The following is a 17094-nucleotide window of genomic DNA, read 5'->3' as shown; positions in this document are numbered from 1 at the left end:
CTCGGGAAGCCTGCACTTAGGTGGCGAGATGTCCGAGTTGTTGCAAGGCCGAGTACAGATTGGCGACCCCCCAGTGGTCGGTGATTTTGCCGTCACGTACACGCATGGCGTCCACCGTTTCGAAGTGAATGGTCTTGCCGGTGGGGGCAATGCCAAGAAAGTCGCCATGGTGAGTGCCGTGGTAGACCTTGTAGGTGGTGACGATGTCGCCGTCGACGGTCTGCCAATGGATCTCGGGCCGGAAATCAGGAAACGCGTCCCGCAGACGCTTGTAGAGAACCAGCACGCCGGCCTTATCGGGTGTGGTGCCGGGTTGGGGTGTGTGATCGACGAAGTCGTCGGCGAACAATTCCTCAAACAGAGTGAAGTCGCCGCGGCCCTGCACCTTCTCGGTATTGCGGCGCACCACCGCCTTGATGGCGTCGGCCTCGCCGCCGGGTGAAGTGGCCTCGGAAGATTCCGGATGGGTCACGGTGTACCTACCTTTCTGTAGACGCGAATGAGAGCTGCCTCGATTCGGGGGGTCTTGCGGGCGCTGCGCTCGTTCCTGACCGAAGCACTCGGAGTCGGGCCGAAGTGAAAAGGCCTGCTAGCTTGGGTTCTGTGGCGAGAAGGTCTGGATGGCTCACGAAGCGGGAAGCATCGATCTGGCAGTCCTACCGGGATGTGCGCCGCGAGTTGCAAGCCGCGTTCCATCTGCAGTTGTACCGGGAGGAAGGCATGTCGGCGGCCGACTACGCCGTCATGGTTCCGTTGACGGAGGCCCCGAACGGGCAATTGCGGACCAAGGATCTTGGTATCGCTCTTGGCTGGGATCGAAGCCGCACATCGCATCAAGTCACCCGAATGATCAAACGCGGCCTTGTCGCGCGGGAGTTCTGCGAAGATGATGCCCGAGGCACGATGGTGCGACTCACCCCGGCGGGCCGGGCGGCTATCGAGAAGGCCGCGCCCCGCCACGTCGGCCAGGTTCGTCAGCTGTTCTTCGATCCGCTCTCCGATGATGAACTCGACGCATTGGGCCACGCGCTGGACCAGATCCTGGCTGCCGTCCGCCAATACGCGGCCCAACACACCACCGACGAGGTTGACGAGGGTCAGCGGCGTCCAAATTCCGGGCGAGCCAAGCGCCGCACCGGCATTCAACATCATGGATAAGAGGCTTGACGGTGTGACGGCATAATCCGCAGAACGCGTTTGCCGCTCACGTGGCGGGTGCCCACGGCACGGTAGGCCTGGCGGACGTGTTCGGTCGTGAAGTCATAGACCTTCGCGATCGGCACCGAGATGTCGTTGCGTGCGACCAGTTGCGCCAGTTCGCCCCAAATCGCCGGCGTGTCAGCCTGTTCCTGGGCATCGGAGTGCACCCCGAAACGCTGGACCGCATCGTGGTCGATGAGCGTGTTGATGCGGTCGGGCTGCACACCGAGACTGATCGCAAGCGAGACGTTGCCTGATCCGAAAGTGTCGATGAAGCCGTTGATTCCGTCAGGCGCAAGGTTTTGGAGCCGCTGCGCCAGGCCGGGCCCGTACAGCGCCGGCCGGATTCCCATCGATTCCAGCAGGCCGACGTTGGCTTCCCCGCAGGTGCCGATGACCTCGGCGCCCCGCAGCCGGGCCAGCTGGGCCGCATAAATCCCGACACCGCCGGCCGCCGCCGACACCACGATCGTCTCCCCGGGTTGTGGGTTTACCGCGGCGACCGATGCCCACGCAGTGGCTCCTGCTCCGGCGATCGTCGCAGCCGCCTCCCACGACAGCTGGGCGGGTTTAGGGGCGACCCGATCTACGCGCAGCGCCACGTATTCGGCCTGCGCGGCGCGGGGCGCGAAGCCTATAACCTGGTCGCCGACAGCGAAATCATCGGCAGCCGAGCCGATCTCGGCGACATACCCGGCGAAGTCGTTGCCTTGTCCCTCGGGGAAATGGGCCGGCCATAGTTCGGCGAAACGCCCTTCCCGAATACCGATCTCACCCGGATTAGTGGCCGCGGCCACCACGGCCACGACCACACAACCTGAATCGGCAGCCGGGCAGGGCACTTCGACAACGTCAAGGACGTCCGGGCCGCCATATCGGGTGAACCTCACCGCCCGCATCACAACTGGCCCGGCCGTGCGTAGCGGTGGAAGAACGGCCCGAGCTGGGCGGCCAACGCCCGCGTCAGACCTGAACTGTCCTCCAGCAGCCGCGCACCTGGGTCTAACGGACCCACGTACAGCGGTTCATAACCGGCGTCGACACTGAGCTGTTCGGCATATCGCCGGGCTTCACCGTCCGCGGCGTACAGGTTGCTCGGAGCCACCCGCTGCTCGCCGATATGTTCGTAGATGCCGGCGAAATTGGTGGAGAACGCCTTGGCGGTCGGGCCGCCGATGATCGACTTGATCTGATGCGACAACGACGGGAACGCGTCCTGGCGTTCGGTGTAGATGTTGCAGGCGTCAATCGTGGGTTGGGCGGTCAGCCCGGTGACGGCACCGAGTGCTGCCGGGATCTGCTCTGCCGCAACAGCAACGACAACCACGTCGGCGTCTGACGCGTCGCCGCCCTCGCGGCCGAGCGCGCTGACCTGGTAACCGCGACTCCTCCACAATCGCGCCAAGCCGCCACCGACATGGCCACGCCCGATCACCAAGATCTTCACAGACTCCACCCTTCACGGCCACGTTTGAGAATTGGTGACGTGTCCGCAAAATTACCCTGGCTCTCCCGCCTCGGCAACACCAGCAATGGCCCGGTTTGTCATCTCGCAGTGCGGGTGGCAGCTGCAAATGGTGGGTGACGCAGGACGGCGCCACCCGGACCTGAATGACGTTTGACAATCCCGCTGCGGACCGTGCACAACATCAGTCCACTCCGAACCGGGAACGCTAAGGGCTGCAGCGGTTCCCATTAGGCCGATCCCACCCCTCACTGCCTAACAGGGAACAGCAGTACATACCCAGATCCGGCGCCAGATAGCGGGCGCAACAACGGTTTCGGCGAGAACCTCGGCTACGCGGACCCATGCCCGGCCCACCGTGTGGTCCAGCGCGCTGAAACTCGGCGAAGCAACGGCGGTGTCCGCCGAGTTCGGGATGACCGGCAAGATCTGTCTGCGCCGGAACAGTGCGGCACGGTCAACGAGGGATTGTCACCGTCGCAGGAGGAGATCGGCTGGGCGAAGGAGCTTTTCGTCGAATTCGAACGCGACGGCGGGGAGATCCGCAACGGCTCCGATCTGTCGCGCATCGCCGGGCCAACAAGATTCTGGATCTGGCGCGCTCTACGGCATCGAGGTGTCGGTGTTCGACGACGTCGACGACCCGGCACACATCCCCGCCCCGTCGGACACCTGTCACTACTGATAGTGATGTCGTCAGGCCTTGTGGCGTCCGCGTGAATGGAGGTACGTGGCGATTCCGCGGAAGATGCCGCGCGCCGCGTAGGTGCCTGCCAAGATCGACAGCACGATGAGCAGGATGAACATCAGCAACCAGTTGCTGCGACTGTGGCTGACGTTCCACCAGATGATCGTGAACAGAATCGCGCAGATGAACACCACGATGTCGCGCCAGTTCCCCTCATAGGACGCCGCGATCCTGCGGATCTCGCGGTTTTTCTCGACCGTCGTAACAATGTCGTCGATGCGCATGTCGATAACGCGTTGCAGCTGGGCGCGCCGCTCGACCTGTTCCGGCGGGATCCGATCCAGCAGATCCATATCCTTTTGGATGCTGGCGCGGACATCGGGCGCCCTCAGGTTTCCGGCGGCGATTCCGAGGAGTGCACCGCCGGCGATCGGTGCGCCTGCGAGTGCGAATTCGGCAATTCCGGGCATGCTGTCGTCTCCTTCGTCGATCCATCGGCGTCATCGGTCGATCGCCTTCGGCCGCTGATCTCGGTACCGCTGCAGGGTAGCGGCGACGCGCGCCGTTCGAGCCGACGGTGGCCGACGTCGCCCTACCCCATCAACGTTGCCGCGACCGTCGCGCCGAGGTTCCAGCACGCCTCGAGGTCGGCCTTGGTCGGCTTGCCCGACACGATGACGGTCTGCGCAGCACGCTCCCAACCCAGCCCGGCGGTGATGCCGTCGAGCGCGCGTTCGGCTCCCTCGGTGCCCTGGTTGCCGTGGAGGTAGACGCCGAACGGTCGGCCCCGGGTTGCGTCGAGACACGGGTAATAACACTGGTCGAACGCGTGCTTGAGGGCTCCGCTCATGTATCCCAGATTGACCGGCGACCCCAGCAGGTAGCCGTCGGCTTCCAGCATCTCGACGGGCGCGACGGTCAGCGCCGGTCGCCGCACCACCTCGACACCTTCGATATCGGGGTCGGTCGCACCGGCCAACACCGCTTGGAACATCTCCTCACAATGCGGCGACGGCGTGTGGTGGACGACGAGCAGCGTCGTCATCGCTCCTTCTCCTGGAGTTCGACCGCCTTTCGCATCGCCTCCCGCGCCCGGCTGCGGTCGCCGGCATAGTCATATGCCCGGGCGAGCCGATACCAGCGCCGCCAGTTGTCCGGATCCTCTTCGAGCTCGTCACGGACCGTCATGAACAGGGCGTCGGCGGCATCGCGCTCAATGCGGCCCGATGCCCTGCGCGGCAGATCCCTGACGTCGAGTTCCATCCCCTCCTCGCGGGCGAGACGGGCAAGGCGCTGGTGTGCGAGCCCTGCCCGAAGTGTGCTGACCATGACCCAGACCCCGATCATCGGGAAAACCAGCAACGCCACGCCCAGGGCGGCCGCAGCGAGGCTGCCCGAGGTGATGAACGCCATCGCGATCCGACCCAGCATCACGAAGTAGAGGATCAACGCCACGCACATGAAGCCGATCACGACCTGAATGCGCAGCGAACGCGACCCGTCGCTCATGACGTCATCCCTTCCGGGCTCAGCGCAGATCGAGAAGCGGCTCGATACCGACGGTGAGCCCGGGGCGCCGGCCCGCCTGACGAACGGCGAGCAACACCCCGGGTACGAACGACGTGCGATCGAGGCTGTCGTGTCGGATTGTGAGGGTTTCCCCCACGGTGCCGAACAGGATCTCCTGGTGAGCCACCAAACCCGCAAGCCGCACCGAGTGGACGGGTATGCCGTCGACGTCGGCGCCGCGGGCTCCGTCGAGTCCGGTGCTGGTGGCGTCGGGATTGGGCGGCAGATCTTTTCGCGCTTCGGCGATCAGTCGGGCGGTGCGTGCGGCAGTGCCCGACGGAGCGTCGGCCTTCTGCGGATGATGGAGTTCGATCACCTCGACCGACTCGAAGTACGGCGCCGCCTGCTTGGCGAAATGCATGGACAGCACGGCACCGATCGCGAAGTTGGGCGCGATGAGGATCGCAACGTCCGGCTTGTCCGCCAGCCAATCGCGTACCTGCGACAGGCGCTCGTCGGTGAATCCCGTGGTACCGACGACAGCGTGAATTCCGTTGTCGATCAAGAACTTCAGGTTGCCCATCACAACGTCGGGATGGGTGAAGTCGATGACCACCTCGGTGCCACTGTCGACGAGCAAGCTCAGCGAGTCGTCGGCGTCCACGGCGGCCGACAACGTGAGATCGTCCGCGGCGTCGACGGCGGTCACGATCGTCGCGCCAACCTTGCCCTTTGCACCGAGAACGCCGACTCGCATGGGCTTACCCTAACCGTCCCGACATCGGCCGCCCCCGCGCACGTGGGTGCACCGGGACTTGTGGGCGTTGCGGCGGCGAAACATCTTGCGTCACTGTGGTTTCACACGTCACATTCCAGCCGAATTTGTCGGTATATCGAACTAGTGTTCGATACATGGGGTTGGGCGGTGTCGACGCAGCGGTGGCGCAGTTGCGCGCGGGGCTGGACGCCGTGATGACGGTGGATCTCGAGGGGCTGACCCACCGGGAGGTGTTGGGGGTGCTCGAGCAGATCGAGGTGGTGCGGCGGCAATTGCCCGCCGTAGAGCATCGGGCGCTGGCCCGGCTGCAGGCCGAAGCCTCCCCGATCGCGTTGGGCGCCAAGAATATGACGCAGGTGCTCGCGGAGCGGTTGCGGATCTCCTCGTCGGAGGCTCGGCGCCGATTGGGGCAGGCTGACGATCTGGGGCCGCGGCGGGCCCTGACTGGACAGACGTTGGCGCCCCTGCTGAGCCAGACCGCAGATGCGCAGACCGCCGGGACGGTCAACGCCGAACACGTGGCGATTATCCGGGCCTTCTTCGCCGACCTGCCCGCCGCGGTCGATCAAGACACGCGCGCTCAGGCCGAGGCCAGCCTGGCCGAGATCGCCGCCGGGCAGCGTCCCGAAGGACTGCGCAAGGCCGCCGACCGGCTGCGGGCCTTGCTCGATCCCGACGGCACCCTGCCCAACGACGTAGATCGGGCCCGACGGCGCGGCATCACCCTGGGCAAACAAGGCGCAGACGGGATGAGTGAGCTGAAGGGCTTGTTGGATCCGCACGCACGGGCGACCCTGGAGGCCGTGTGGGCCAGACTGGCCGCCCCCGGCATGGCCAACCCCGAGGACCCCACCCCCCAGGTCGACGGGGAAGCTTCTGAGGAGCAGGCCCGCCGCGACACCCGCACCCCCGCCCAGCGCCGCCACGACGCGCTGACCGCGATGGGCCGCGCCCTGCTCGCGTCGGGACAGCTAGGGCAGCTCAACGGGCTGCCCACCACCCTCATCGTCACCACCACCCTCAAAGAGCTGGAATCAGCGTCCAGCGGGGCGCTGCGCCCGGCCGGGGTCACCGGCTACGCGATCACCGCCGGGGGCACCCTGCTGCCCATGGCCGAGGTGCTGCGCCTGGCCAGCCACGCCCACCACTACCTGGCCGTGTTCGACAACCACCGGCAGATCCCGCTCTACCTCGGGCGCACCAAGCGGTTGGCCTCGCCCGGACAACGCATCGTGCTACTGGCGCGGGACCGCGGGTGCACCAAACCCGGCTGCACCACCGGCGGCTACTACTGCCAGGTTCACCACGTCAACGGGTGGGCCTCACAGGGGCAGACCGACATCGACGAACTCACCCTGGCCTGCGGCCCGGACAACCGGCTCATCGAGACCACCGCATGGACCACCCACACCCGCGACGACGGCCGCATTGAGTGGATTCCACCCCCGGAGTTGGACACGGGCCAAGACCGTATCAATAACCTGCACCACCCCGAACACCTCCTCAAACCCGACAACGACGAGGACCCGGACAGTGGGTGAGGGCGATGCACGCCACGAACACGGCCGGCAGGGTGCCCCGACAGGGTAAGCCGGGGCACCCGCCTGCGCGAGGACCACCGCGGTCTCCGCTTTGGTGATCAACAACCGCCGTAAGGGCGCCCGCCTGCGCGAGGACCACCGGCGAGCGGGGTTGCGTGCTGCGCGCTCATCAGTCAGGGCAAGCGTGGCACCGACTACACACGATCACGCGCGGCCGTGTTGCCCGACTGCCCGCGAGCGGACGACCAGGCCAGCGAACCGGCGCGCATCTACATGCCGCCACATGCCGCACAGGCCACCGCGGCCGCCGTCAGCACACCACGTCGACGTAGGCGACCATCGAGGTCACTGTGGTCACAATGTCGTCTTGGGCGCCCGGCGCACCGGAGCCGGAGTCCATCCGGCTCAGCGTCTGCGGATGAATGCCCCGAATGGTGCATTGGCTGAGCGGGTGCGTGCCGACCTTGTTGAGGATCACCTGGAAACCGTTGGCGCGCAACTGCTCGACGGTCTGTTGGGCGCTGGCCAGCTCCGACGGAGCCGCGTGCGCCCCGGCCGCCAAACCCACAGCGGCAGTGGCGATCACACCGGCAGCAAGAACGGTGAAAGTGAACGACTTCATTGGAACCTCCCGAACCGAAAGTGGTTTTGCTTCTGGACTGCAGTGCGCAGTTGCCTTCCATTCGTTACAGATCCCGGGACGGATCGGTGCGCAGACCAGCGGCTTCAACGGGCGCTCGAACGAAGGCGTCACAGGGGCGGACCAACCGACCCGGGCACGGACTTACAGCGGCGATGCGCCCCGGAGGTGCTCGAAAATCAGCGACGTCTGCGTGCCCGCCACGTCGGCGTCGGCGTTGAGGTTTTCCACCACGAACGATCGGAGGTGTTCGGTGTCGCGCGCCGCCACGTGCAGGATGAAATCATCGGCACCTGCCAGGAAATAGACGTCCATCACCTGGGGCTTGCGCCGGATCTGCTGGATGAAGCTGCGGATCTTGCCGCGGGCATTGGACTGCAACGTCACCGAGACCATCGCCTGCAGCGCAAGTCCCATCGCGGCAGGGTCGACATCCGTGTAGAACCCCCGGATCACTCCGAGCTCCTGGAGCCGACGCACCCGGCCGTGACACGTCGACGGGGCGATGCCGACGAGCTCGGCGAGGGCACTGTTGGAGATCCGGGCGTCGGCGTGCAGCGCGCTCAGAATCCGCCGGTCGGTGTCATCGACCTCGACCGCCTGAACATCCTTCGGAGTCCGCGACCCTACACGCAGGTATCTCGTCGATCCTTCAGTCACAGCTACACTTTATCGAATAATTACCAACTAGATTGCTAGTTGGCTGTAGTTTCTTCATAATTCTTGTACCCCACCACGATACGAGGAGTGATCATGCGCGTCGGCATCCCGACTGAGATCAAGAACAACGAATTCCGCGTCGCCATCACCCCGGCCGGCGTCGCCGAACTGGTCAACCGTGGCCACGAAGTGGTCGTCCAGGCCGGCGCGGGCGAGGGATCGGCGATCACCGACGCCGACTTCAAAGCCGCAGGCGCCCACCTCATCAACGGCCCCGAGCGGGTTTGGGCCGAGGCCGATCTGCTGCTGAAGGTCAAGGAGCCGATCGAGCCCGAATACGCCCGCATGCGCAAAGGCCAGACCCTGTTCACCTACCTGCACCTGGCCGCGTCGAGGCCGTGCACCGACGCGCTGCTGGCATCGGGGACCACCTCGATCGCCTACGAGACGGTCCAGACCGCCGACCGTGCGCTGCCCCTGCTCGCACCGATGAGCGAGGTGGCCGGCAGGCTGTCCGCCCAGGTCGGCGCCTACCACCTGATGCGCACCCAGGGCGGCCGCGGCACACTGATGGGCGGCGTGCCCGGTGTCGCACCCGCCGAGGTCGTCGTGATCGGCGGTGGCACCGCTGGCTACCACGCGGCCCGTATCGCCTGTGGGATGGGCGCGCAGGTCACCATCTTCGATGTCAACATCAACCGGTTACGTGAGCTCGACGCGGAGTTCGGCGGACGGATCCACACCCGCTACTCCTCGACGCTCGACCTGTCCGACGCGGTCAAGAACGCCGACCTGGTCATCGGCGCGGTGCTCGTCCCCGGCGCCAAGGCTCCCAAGCTCGTGACGAATTCAACTGTGGCACAGATGAAGTCGGGTGCGGTGCTGGTCGACATCGCCATCGACCAGGGCGGCTGCTTCGAGGACTCGCGGCCGACCACCCACGACGAACCGACCTTCCCGGTGCACGACACGGTGTTCTACTGCGTCGCCAACATGCCGGGCTCGGTGCCGCGCACATCGACGTTCGCGCTGACCAACGCGACCATGCCCTACGTGCTCCAGCTGGCCGACAAGGGCTGGCGCGCGGCCTGCCAGGCCGATCCCGCGCTGGCGAAGGGCTTGTCGACGCACGACGGGGCACTGCTCAGCGCCCAGGTCGCCGCCGATCTGGGACTCCAGTTCACCGACCCTGCCGCCATCTAGAACATCTCCCCCATCGCCCGGTCTGCGCATTGCGTCGGCCGGGCGATGACATTTTCGGGCCCGATCTGAGCGGCGCGGCCCGGGCGATGACCCGCTCAGTGCGCGGTCGGCGCATTGTGTCAGCCCGGGCAGTCACAGGCATTCCAGGGTCCGGACCCGCCACACCTGTGTGATCCCTGAGCATCTTCGAACGGCTCCTCGCGGGCTTTCCGAGATCTCACGGCCCCCGGGGTGTGGGCGCTCAAATTGACCGCACCGAAATTGAACCGCAACCCGATACTGCTCGTATCTACTTTATTGCCCAGACAACGACCGGAGCGACATCATGAGTGCATACATCACAGCCACCGGTAGATTTCTGCCCGGTGAGCCGGTGTCGAACGAGGAGATCGAGGACTACATCGGAAAGGCGGGCCGCGCCACCAGCGACCTGCGAGACATCACGCTGGCGAACTGCGGCATCAAAACCCGCTACTACGCGATAGACAAGGATCAGCGAACCGTCATATCGAATGCGGCGATGGCCGCCGGTGCCATCCGCAACGCGGTCGACCGCGCAGGGATCGACCCCGCCGACGTCGAACTGCTCAGTGCGGCAACGACGATCGCTGACGTCTTGACGCCCGGACACGCCAGCATGGTGCACGGAGAGCTCGGATACGGCCCGCTGGAGATCGCAAGCGCACACGGGGTGTGCAGTTCGGGCATCATGGCGCTGAAGAACGCCTACCTGCAGGTGGCCCTCGGTGAGAAGCGCACCGCGGTCAGCGTGGCGAGCGAGTTCGCATCCCGGTTCTTCAAGAACACCCGCTATGTCGAGATGGGGACATCGGCGGAGGAGGGATCGCTTCCGCTGGAAGCGGCGTTCCTGCGCTATATGCTCTCCGACGGCGCGGGAGCCGTGGTGATCGCCGACGAGCCGGCCGCATCGGGAATCAGCCTGCGGATCGATTGGATCTCCCTCACGTCGTACGCGAACACCGAGAAGGCCTGCATGTTCGCGGGCGCCACCGACAATGCCCGCGGAAAGTCGTGGGGTGACTACCCGTCTGCGTCCGCCGCCGATGCCGACGGTGCAATGGTGCTGCGCCAAGACCTGTCGCTGCTGCCCCACCTGGTCAGTGTCGGGATCGACGAGTACGAGCGCCTGCTCGGCCTGGGCAAATTCGATCCGACGACCCTGACCTGGATACCCGCGCACTACTCCAGCGAGCGGATGAAATCCATCGTCTTGAGCGAGTTCGCCCGCCGCGGGGTCAACGCGGGTAGCCCCGAGATGTGGTACAGCAACCTGACGACGGTGGGCAACGTCGGAAGTGCGTCGATGTACCTCATCCTCGACGAGATGCTCAGCGAGGGTCTGATCAGGGACGGCGACACGCTGCTCTGCATGGTCCCTGAATCCGGCCGCTTCGCGATCTCGTTCATGCACCTGACCGCGGTGTCGGCGAGCCCGGCGTCGGAATCGCACTGGTGACGGGGGCACCCGGGGACAGTTTGAACGGGTGGGGCGGCCGTCGTGCGGTCGTATATCTCTATACGCAGACCGGGCAGATGCGCGAGGTCGCCGAGGCGCTGACCGCCCCGCTGCGTACTCAGGGGTGGGACGTCGGCTGGGTCGAGGTGACGCCGCGAGTCGCGTTTCCGTTTCCGTGGCCGATTCGACGGTTCTTCGGGGTGTTCCCCCGGGCGGTGGATCCCGACGCGCTGGTGGAACTCGTCGATCCTCCTGGCGGCTTCGGTTCGGGCGCAGGTGATTTGGTGATCCTGACATCCCAGGTGTGGTACCTCTCCCCCTCACTGCCGATCCGCTCGCTGCTCAACGCGCACCCCGAAACCGTCCGCGACCGCGACGTGGTGGCGTTGATCGCCTGCCGCAACATGTGGTACTCCGCAGCGGTCGAACTCGCGGCGCTGCTGAGATCGGCGGGTGCACGCAGTGTGCGGGTGGTCGCCGCGACCGACACACGACGGTCGTCGACCACTCTGGTGACGACGCTGCGGTGGTTGCTGACCGGCAACCGCGAACCCTTCCTGTGGTACGGGCGCGCCGGGGTGGGGCCCGACGAACTCGAGCGCGTCGCCGATGTGGGCCGGTGTATCGCCGAGTCGAGACCGCTGCCCGGCGACGCCGCACCCGTCGTACCCGCCCTGGCCGCTGCCGATCTGCTCGCCGGCCGGGTGTTCCGCCGATGGGGCGCCACGATCCGGTCGGCCCACCGATTCGGCCCGGTCGCCAACGCCGCCGGCCTGGCCGCCTTCGTGCTCGCGCTGGGGATCGCGATCGTGGTCGGGCTGCCGGTCATCGCGTTCGCCGCGCTGGCCGGCGGTGCGCGGTTCACCACCCGCATGCGCAGGTACGTCGGCGACGGGATCACGTTCGGCCAGCCGGAGGTAGCGGCGGCGCGGGCGAGGAGTGAGGGATGACCCCCTACGACCGCTCGCGCCAGCGGCAGGAACTCACCGAATGGCTCACGGCCAAGGTGGCGGGGTATCTCAACGTGGCTCCGGAGCTGATTGCGGTGGACACCCCGTTGGCCGACTACGGGATCGACTCGGCGGCGAGTTTGGCGTTGTGCGCGGACCTGGAGTGCGAGAAGGGATTTGCCGTCGAAACCACCATCGTGTGGGACTACGCAACGATCGAGGCCATCGCGGCGCACCTGGTCGCCGACGAGGCGGCGTCGTGACACCGATCGCGGTGGTCGGCATCGACTGCCGATTCCCCGGCGCATCCGACAAGGACGCGTTCTGGCGGCTGTTGATGGACGGTGTCGTCACCGACACCGAAGTGCCTGCGCAGCGGTGGGACATCGACTCCTACTACCACCCCGACGGCATCCCCGGCACGATGAACACCCGCCGCGCACATTTCATCGACGACGCTGATGCCTTCGACAACGACTTCTTCGGCATCGCGCCCGTCGAGGCGGCCGCGCTCGACCCGCAGCAGCGCCTGCTGCTGCAGTCCTCGTGGCGTGCTCTCGAGGACGCGGCCATCGACCCCCGGTCGCTGGCGGGCACGCCGACCGGGGTGTTCGTCGGGGTGATGTCCAGCGAGTGGAGCACCCGGCAGATGGTCGATCCCGGCGGCCTGACGGCGGTGCGCGGCACCGGTGGCGGGTACTTCATGGCCGCCAACCGCATCTCCTACCACCTCGGCCTGACCGGGCCCAGCATGGCAATCGACTCGGCCTGCTCGTCGTCGTTGATGGCTATCCACCAGGGGTGCTCTGCGCTGCGCGCCGGTGAGACCGACACCGTCATCGCGGCCGGCGCGAATCTGCTTCTGATACCGGCGCTTTCGATCTTCTACACCCAGGCCCGGCTGTCCGCTCCTGACGGACGGTGCAAACCCTTCGGGCAGGGCGCCGACGGCATCGGTCGGGGTGAGGGCGTGGCCGCGGTGGTGCTGCGCCGCCTCGACGACGCCGTCGCCGACGGGCAGCCCATCTATGCGGTCGTCAAGAGCTCGGTCGCAAACCACGACGGCCGCAGCAACGGGATCACCGCCCCCAACCGGCGGTCGCAGGTCGCGCTGATGCGCCGCGCGCTGCAGCTGGCCGAAGTCGACGCCGGTCAGGTCGGCTTCGTCGAAGCGCACGGCACCGGCACCGTGCTCGGCGACATGATCGAGACCAACGCGCTGGGCGACATCCACCGAAACCGGGGCGGTACGCCATGCCTACTCGGTTCGGTCAAGGGCAATATCGGACACACCGAGGGCAGTGCGGGGATCGCGGCGTTCGTCAAGGCGTGCCTGGCCCTGCACCATCGCACTCTGCCGCCGACGGTGTTCGGCGCCGCCGCCAACCCGCGACTTCGGCTCGAGGACAACGGTCTTCGGCTCGCCGACCAGGCACAGCGCCTGTCCGACGACGCGCTTGGCGCAGTCAGCTCATTCGGCCTGGGCGGCAGCAACGCCCACGCGGTGCTGCAGTCGGCACCGATCGCATCCCCGTCCGCACCCGGAGAGTACGGGGTGCTGACGATATCGGCACCGTCCCCGCAGGCGCTGCGCCGCAACGCCGAGGCGGTCGCCCGCGCGATGGACACTGTCGACGCCAACCGACTGGCCGCCTGGTGCCGCGCGACCAACGCCGTCAAACGCTCACTGCGCCAACGCCTCGTCCTCGACGGCGACCGCGATGCGATCCTCGGTGGTCTACGGCAGTTCGGCGCGGGCGCGCACGCCGCCCTTGCGTCGTCCACCCCGCCGCGCACCGCCGCGGCACGGGTCGGGCTGCTGTGCTCCGGGCAGGGCACACCCTTCCCGGGCATGACCCGGCCGCTGTATGACGTCAATCCGGTGTACCGCGGCAACCTCGACGCCGTGCTGGAAGCACTCGACCCGCATGTCGGGTCGGATCTGCGCGCGGTGATCTTCGGGGACGGGGCAGGCCTCGACGACACCGCCCTGGCGCAACCCGCGCTCTTCGCGGTGTCCTACGCGCTCGGACAAACGCTGCTGCAGAGCGGAATCCGGTTCGCGTTCGGCATCGGCCACAGCCTCGGGGAGATCGCCGCCGCCTGCCTTGCCGGTGTGCTGTCGGTCGAGGATGCGGGCCGCCTCGTCGCGATCCGGGGCCGCCTGATGGGCTCATTGCCGTCCGGTGGGGCAATGATCGCTGCCGACCTCGACGCGGCGACCGCCCGGGCCGCACTCGCCGAGGCACCCGGCTGTGTGATCGCCGCCGTCAACGGGCCGAGGTCGCTGACCATCTCCGGAGCCGCCGATGCCGTGGCGCACGCCCGCGCGGCGGTCCAGCGCCACGGTGGCAAGACAACGGACCTGTCGGTGTCCCACGCCTTCCATTCACCGCTTATGCAGCCAATGGTGGACGCATTCCGCCGGGAGCTGACGAGCCTCGAACCGCGGCGCGCCGAATTCCCGCTGTTCTCAACGGTTTTGGGCACGCGGGTCGAGGGCCCCGAGCTGGACGCCGACTACTGGGCGCGCCAGATCTGCGCTCCGGTGCGGTTCCTCGACGCCGTGCGCGCCGCCGTCGCCGCGGTGCCTACCGACTACGCCGCCGAAGCCGGTCCCGGATCCACCCTGCTGACCCTGGCCCGCGGGTGCGGGCTGCCGCCGGACACCGCTTCGCTCGTACTGTGCGACGGTCGACGATCGCAGGGCACAGGGTCGAAGGCGGCTGGGTCGAAAGGCGCAGGGTCGAAAGGCACGGGGCCGAAGGGTACTGAGATGTTCACCGTGGCCGCGACGCTGCTGCGGGACGGCTTCTCACCGGATCTGACGCCGCTCTACGGTCGTCCGGCCGGCGTCCTGCACCGGCTGCCGCCGTATGTCTTCGACCCCTCCCGCCGCTACTGGTTCGATCCCGGTGTCACCGTCGATCACTTCGCGCCGGCGGCGCCACCCGCCGCCGTCCGCGCCCCTACCGACACCCCGACTGCCACCGCCACCGGCACCGAAACTGCAAGCGCGACAACGTCGGCCATCGACCGTGCGGTGCTGAACCTGATCGCCGAGATCGGCGGATACCCGGCCACCGCCCTCACCGCGGCCAGCCGGCTGGCCGAGGATCTCGGCTACGACTCGCTGCTGCAAGTTCGCCTGCTGGAACGCCTGCGGACGGAATTTCCCCCGTTGGCGCACATCACCGTCGCCGATGTGCTTCCGAGGATTCACAGCGTCGGCGATCTCGTCGACTTCGTGACGCAGCGACTCGAACGTGCCCGGGATACCCGCACGGTATCCACCTGCGGCATGCCACTAGAAGGGAGCCGATCCCCGTGAGCCACTTCATCCGCGGCATACTGGCCGCCGCCGCTTCGTCGCCGCGTCATTTCACCGCAGTCGCAGGACCCGATCCGATCCGGCTCAGTTGGGGCGAGGTGCACAACAGGGCGTGCCGGATGGCCGCCGGATTGGCGGAAAGACAGGTGGGCCGACATGGTTCGGTCGCGGTGTTGGCCGCCGACCCAGCGGAGGTGGCGCCGCTCGCGCAGGCGATCTGGCTGCGCCGCGCGGCGCTGACGATGCTGCAGCAACCCACACCGCGCATCGACCTGACGGTCTGGCTCGCCGACACGGTGCGGGCCATCCGGATGATCAACGCCGACCTGGTCGTACTCGGCGAGCCGTTCGGTGCGGTGCGGGACCACCTCGCGGCCTGCGGCGTGGAGGTCTGCGATGTCGAATCCCTCTGCGGGACCGAACTTGTCGGCTTGGCGGAGGCGGAGCACGCCGAGGAGGCGGATGTCGCCATCCGTCAGCTGACGTCCGGATCGACGGGCGATCCGAAGGCCGTCGAGATCACCCACGGCAATCTCGCCGCCAACGCCGACGCCCAGCGCGAGGCCCTCGACCTCGACCTCGAGACCGATGTGATGCTCAGCTGGCTGCCGCTGTCCCACGACATGGGCATGATCGCGTTCGTCTGCTTCCCCATGCAGTTGGGTGTCGACGCCGTCGTCATCACCCCCGAGCACTTCCTGCGCCGCCCGATCGTCTGGGCGGAATCGATCAGCACCTACCGCGGCACCATCACCTCGGGACCGAACTTCGCGTACTCCGTGCTCACCCGGGTCCTCCGCCAGGCCGACCCGGCCCGGATCGACCTCTCCTCGCTGCGGATCGCGGTGAACGGGGCCGAGCCCATCAATCACGCCGACCTCGCCGAGTTCGCCGCCGTCGGCGCACGTTTCGGCCTCAAACCCTCCGCACCGATGCCCGGCTACGGGCTCGCGGAGGCGACACTGGTGGTGGCGCTGGGACCGCCGCATGAGCCACCGACCGTCGACACCATTTCCCGGCTCGCCCTCGCACACGAGCACCGCGCCCGTCCGGTCGGCGACGCCGCCCCCGACGCGCGGCACATCGTGTGTCTGGGCCGCCCCGTGCCCGGTATGCGGGTACGCATCACCAGAGCCGGAAACTCGTTGGCGCCCAGGGAGATCGGTACGATCGAACTCCGCGGTCCCGCCGTCGCCCGCAGCTATCTCACCGCGCAGGGCGTCGTGCCGCTCGACAATGACCAGGGCTGGTTCGACACCGGGGATCTCGGCTACCTCGACGAGGCCGGGCGGGTTCACGTCTGTGGCCGCAGCAAGGACCTCATCGTGGTGGCAGGCCGCAACCTCTACCCGCACGACATCGAGCGGGCCGCCGAGAACGTCGAGGGGGTACGCAAGGGCTGCGTGATAGCCCTGCGCATCGACGCCGCCCCCGGCGCCGACCCGGAGGGCTTTGCAGTGCTGGCAGAGGTGCACCATCCGGACGACGAGGACGCGCGGCTGCGGATCCGCCGCGACATCGCCGTCCGGGTCAGCCGCCACGTGGGACACCTCCCGAGCGATGTGCGGCTGTTTCCGCGCGGCACGTTGCCCAAGACGCCGTCGGGCAAAGTGCGCAGGGACAGGGCCCGCGACCTGCTGCACTCCTGAGCG

17 protein-coding genes and 1 pseudogene are annotated in these 17094 nt (G+C 67.3%); 9 read left to right on the top strand and 9 right to left on the bottom strand.

Annotated elements, in window-relative coordinates; genetic code table 11:
- Positions 1 to 16: 16 nt before the first annotated feature.
- Positions 17 to 472 carry an ester cyclase gene (locus ADBZ6K_RS13675; protein ID WP_526347466.1) on the bottom strand — a complete coding sequence of 152 codons (456 nt, stop codon included), beginning with the start codon at positions 470 to 472 and terminating at the stop codon, positions 17 to 19.
- Between the two features lie 131 nt (positions 473 to 603).
- Here ADBZ6K_RS13675 and ADBZ6K_RS13670 point away from each other — a divergent pair, with 131 nt between their 5' ends.
- Positions 604 to 1158, top strand: coding sequence for a MarR family winged helix-turn-helix transcriptional regulator (locus ADBZ6K_RS13670; protein ID WP_526347464.1), 555 nt, complete (start codon positions 604 to 606; stop codon positions 1156 to 1158).
- Here ADBZ6K_RS13670 and ADBZ6K_RS13665 read toward each other — a convergent pair.
- Together ADBZ6K_RS13665 and ADBZ6K_RS13660 are read right to left on the bottom strand one after the other, a co-directional pair.
- Positions 1149 to 2099, bottom strand: coding sequence for an NADP-dependent oxidoreductase (locus tag ADBZ6K_RS13665; RefSeq protein ID WP_526347462.1), 951 nt, complete (start codon positions 2097 to 2099; stop codon positions 1149 to 1151). The genes ADBZ6K_RS13670 and ADBZ6K_RS13665 overlap by 10 nt on opposite strands.
- Positions 2099 to 2647 carry an NAD(P)-binding domain-containing protein gene (locus ADBZ6K_RS13660; protein ID WP_526347460.1) on the bottom strand — a complete coding sequence of 183 codons (549 nt, stop codon included), beginning with the start codon at positions 2645 to 2647 and terminating at the stop codon, positions 2099 to 2101. Before ADBZ6K_RS13660 ends, ADBZ6K_RS13665 begins: the two co-directional genes overlap by 1 nt.
- A gap of 370 nt (positions 2648 to 3017) precedes the next feature.
- Between ADBZ6K_RS13660 and ADBZ6K_RS13655 the strand changes: the two are divergent.
- Positions 3018 to 3350, top strand: a pseudogene (locus tag ADBZ6K_RS13655) (HpcH/HpaI aldolase/citrate lyase family protein); the annotation flags it as partial.
- 11 nt (positions 3351 to 3361) lie between these two features.
- On the opposite strand, the gene ADBZ6K_RS13650 reads toward ADBZ6K_RS13655, so the two are convergent.
- The 4 genes from ADBZ6K_RS13650 to dapB form a co-directional block, all read right to left on the bottom strand.
- Positions 3362 to 3823 carry a hypothetical protein gene (locus ADBZ6K_RS13650; protein ID WP_526347458.1) on the bottom strand — a complete coding sequence of 154 codons (462 nt, stop codon included), beginning with the start codon at positions 3821 to 3823 and terminating at the stop codon, positions 3362 to 3364.
- 122 nt (positions 3824 to 3945) lie between these two features.
- Positions 3946 to 4398 carry a flavodoxin family protein gene (locus ADBZ6K_RS13645; RefSeq protein ID WP_526347456.1) on the bottom strand — a complete coding sequence of 151 codons (453 nt, stop codon included), beginning with the start codon at positions 4396 to 4398 and terminating at the stop codon, positions 3946 to 3948.
- Positions 4395 to 4862 (bottom strand): hypothetical protein, encoded by a 468-nt coding sequence (locus ADBZ6K_RS13640; RefSeq protein ID WP_526347454.1) that lies wholly within the window; start codon positions 4860 to 4862, stop codon positions 4395 to 4397. Before ADBZ6K_RS13640 ends, ADBZ6K_RS13645 begins: the two co-directional genes overlap by 4 nt.
- Before the next feature lie 19 nt (positions 4863 to 4881).
- A complete protein-coding gene (gene dapB, locus ADBZ6K_RS13635) occupies positions 4882 to 5619 on the bottom strand; it encodes a 4-hydroxy-tetrahydrodipicolinate reductase (RefSeq protein ID WP_526347452.1) in 738 nt (245 codons plus the stop codon).
- A 155-nt stretch (positions 5620 to 5774) separates the two neighbouring features.
- On the opposite strand from dapB, the gene ADBZ6K_RS13630 reads away from it, so the two are divergent.
- Positions 5775 to 7181, top strand: a complete 1407-nt coding sequence (locus tag ADBZ6K_RS13630; RefSeq protein ID WP_526347450.1) for an HNH endonuclease signature motif containing protein — start codon at positions 5775 to 5777, stop codon at positions 7179 to 7181.
- A 310-nt stretch (positions 7182 to 7491) separates the two neighbouring features.
- On the opposite strand, the gene ADBZ6K_RS13625 is transcribed toward ADBZ6K_RS13630, so the two are convergent.
- Together ADBZ6K_RS13625 and aldR are read right to left on the bottom strand one after the other, a co-directional pair.
- Positions 7492 to 7803 (bottom strand): hypothetical protein, encoded by a 312-nt coding sequence (locus ADBZ6K_RS13625; RefSeq protein ID WP_526347448.1) that lies wholly within the window; start codon positions 7801 to 7803, stop codon positions 7492 to 7494.
- 162 nt (positions 7804 to 7965) lie between these two features.
- Positions 7966 to 8481 (bottom strand): HTH-type transcriptional regulator AldR, encoded by a 516-nt coding sequence (gene aldR / locus ADBZ6K_RS13620; RefSeq protein WP_526347446.1) that lies wholly within the window; start codon positions 8479 to 8481, stop codon positions 7966 to 7968.
- Between the two features lie 93 nt (positions 8482 to 8574).
- Between aldR and ald the strand changes: the two genes are divergently transcribed.
- From ald to ADBZ6K_RS13590, 6 genes are all read left to right on the top strand, one after another.
- Complete coding sequence (ald, locus tag ADBZ6K_RS13615; RefSeq protein ID WP_526347444.1) at positions 8575 to 9684, top strand: alanine dehydrogenase; 1110 nt, start codon at positions 8575 to 8577, stop codon at positions 9682 to 9684.
- 325 nt (positions 9685 to 10009) lie between these two features.
- Positions 10010 to 11161, top strand: coding sequence for a ketoacyl-ACP synthase III family protein (locus tag ADBZ6K_RS13610; RefSeq protein WP_526347442.1), 1152 nt, complete (start codon positions 10010 to 10012; stop codon positions 11159 to 11161).
- Positions 11158 to 12111: a hypothetical protein gene (locus ADBZ6K_RS13605; protein WP_526347440.1), complete on the top strand. Its 954-nt coding sequence runs from the start codon at positions 11158 to 11160 to the stop codon at positions 12109 to 12111. Before ADBZ6K_RS13610 ends, ADBZ6K_RS13605 begins: the two co-directional genes overlap by 4 nt.
- The gene (locus ADBZ6K_RS13600; protein WP_526347438.1) at positions 12108 to 12374 is read left to right on the top strand and encodes an acyl carrier protein; all 267 of its coding nucleotides are present in this window, start codon (positions 12108 to 12110) and stop codon (positions 12372 to 12374) included. The genes ADBZ6K_RS13605 and ADBZ6K_RS13600 overlap by 4 nt, the downstream gene beginning before the upstream one ends.
- Positions 12371 to 15442, top strand: coding sequence for a type I polyketide synthase (locus tag ADBZ6K_RS13595; protein WP_526347436.1), 3072 nt, complete (start codon positions 12371 to 12373; stop codon positions 15440 to 15442). Before ADBZ6K_RS13600 ends, ADBZ6K_RS13595 begins: the two co-directional genes overlap by 4 nt.
- Positions 15439 to 17091, top strand: a complete 1653-nt coding sequence (locus ADBZ6K_RS13590; RefSeq protein WP_526347434.1) for a long-chain-fatty-acid--CoA ligase — start codon at positions 15439 to 15441, stop codon at positions 17089 to 17091. The genes ADBZ6K_RS13595 and ADBZ6K_RS13590 overlap by 4 nt, the downstream gene beginning before the upstream one ends.
- Positions 17092 to 17094: the final 3 nt, after the last annotated feature.

Origin of the sequence: Mycobacterium sp. (assembly GCF_044223235.1) — a bacterium.
Taxonomy (GTDB): Bacteria; Actinomycetota; Actinomycetes; order Mycobacteriales; family Mycobacteriaceae; genus Mycobacterium.
Note: the sequence above shows the minus strand (reverse complement) of the source record. Positions and strands in the feature narration are given on the sequence as shown.

Bases quoted from the DNA above. Each gene is read 5' to 3' on its own strand.
- ADBZ6K_RS13600 (WP_526347438.1), top strand. From the start codon at position 12,108: ATGACCCCCTACGACCGCTCGCGCCAGCGGCAGGAACTCACCGAATGG.
- ald (WP_526347444.1), top strand. From the start codon at position 8,575: ATGCGCGTCGGCATCCCGACTGAGATCAAGAACAACGAATTCCGCGTC.
- ADBZ6K_RS13640 (WP_526347454.1), bottom strand. From the start codon at position 4,862: ATGAGCGACGGGTCGCGTTCGCTGCGCATTCAGGTCGTGATCGGCTTC.
- ADBZ6K_RS13630 (WP_526347450.1), top strand. From the start codon at position 5,775: ATGGGGTTGGGCGGTGTCGACGCAGCGGTGGCGCAGTTGCGCGCGGGG.
- ADBZ6K_RS13665 (WP_526347462.1), bottom strand. From the start codon at position 2,099: ATGCGGGCGGTGAGGTTCACCCGATATGGCGGCCCGGACGTCCTTGAC.
- ADBZ6K_RS13610 (WP_526347442.1), top strand. From the start codon at position 10,010: ATGAGTGCATACATCACAGCCACCGGTAGATTTCTGCCCGGTGAGCCG.
- dapB (WP_526347452.1), bottom strand. From the start codon at position 5,619: ATGCGAGTCGGCGTTCTCGGTGCAAAGGGCAAGGTTGGCGCGACGATC.
- ADBZ6K_RS13650 (WP_526347458.1), bottom strand. From the start codon at position 3,823: ATGCCCGGAATTGCCGAATTCGCACTCGCAGGCGCACCGATCGCCGGC.
- ADBZ6K_RS13625 (WP_526347448.1), bottom strand. From the start codon at position 7,803: ATGAAGTCGTTCACTTTCACCGTTCTTGCTGCCGGTGTGATCGCCACT.
- ADBZ6K_RS13645 (WP_526347456.1), bottom strand. From the start codon at position 4,398: ATGACGACGCTGCTCGTCGTCCACCACACGCCGTCGCCGCATTGTGAG.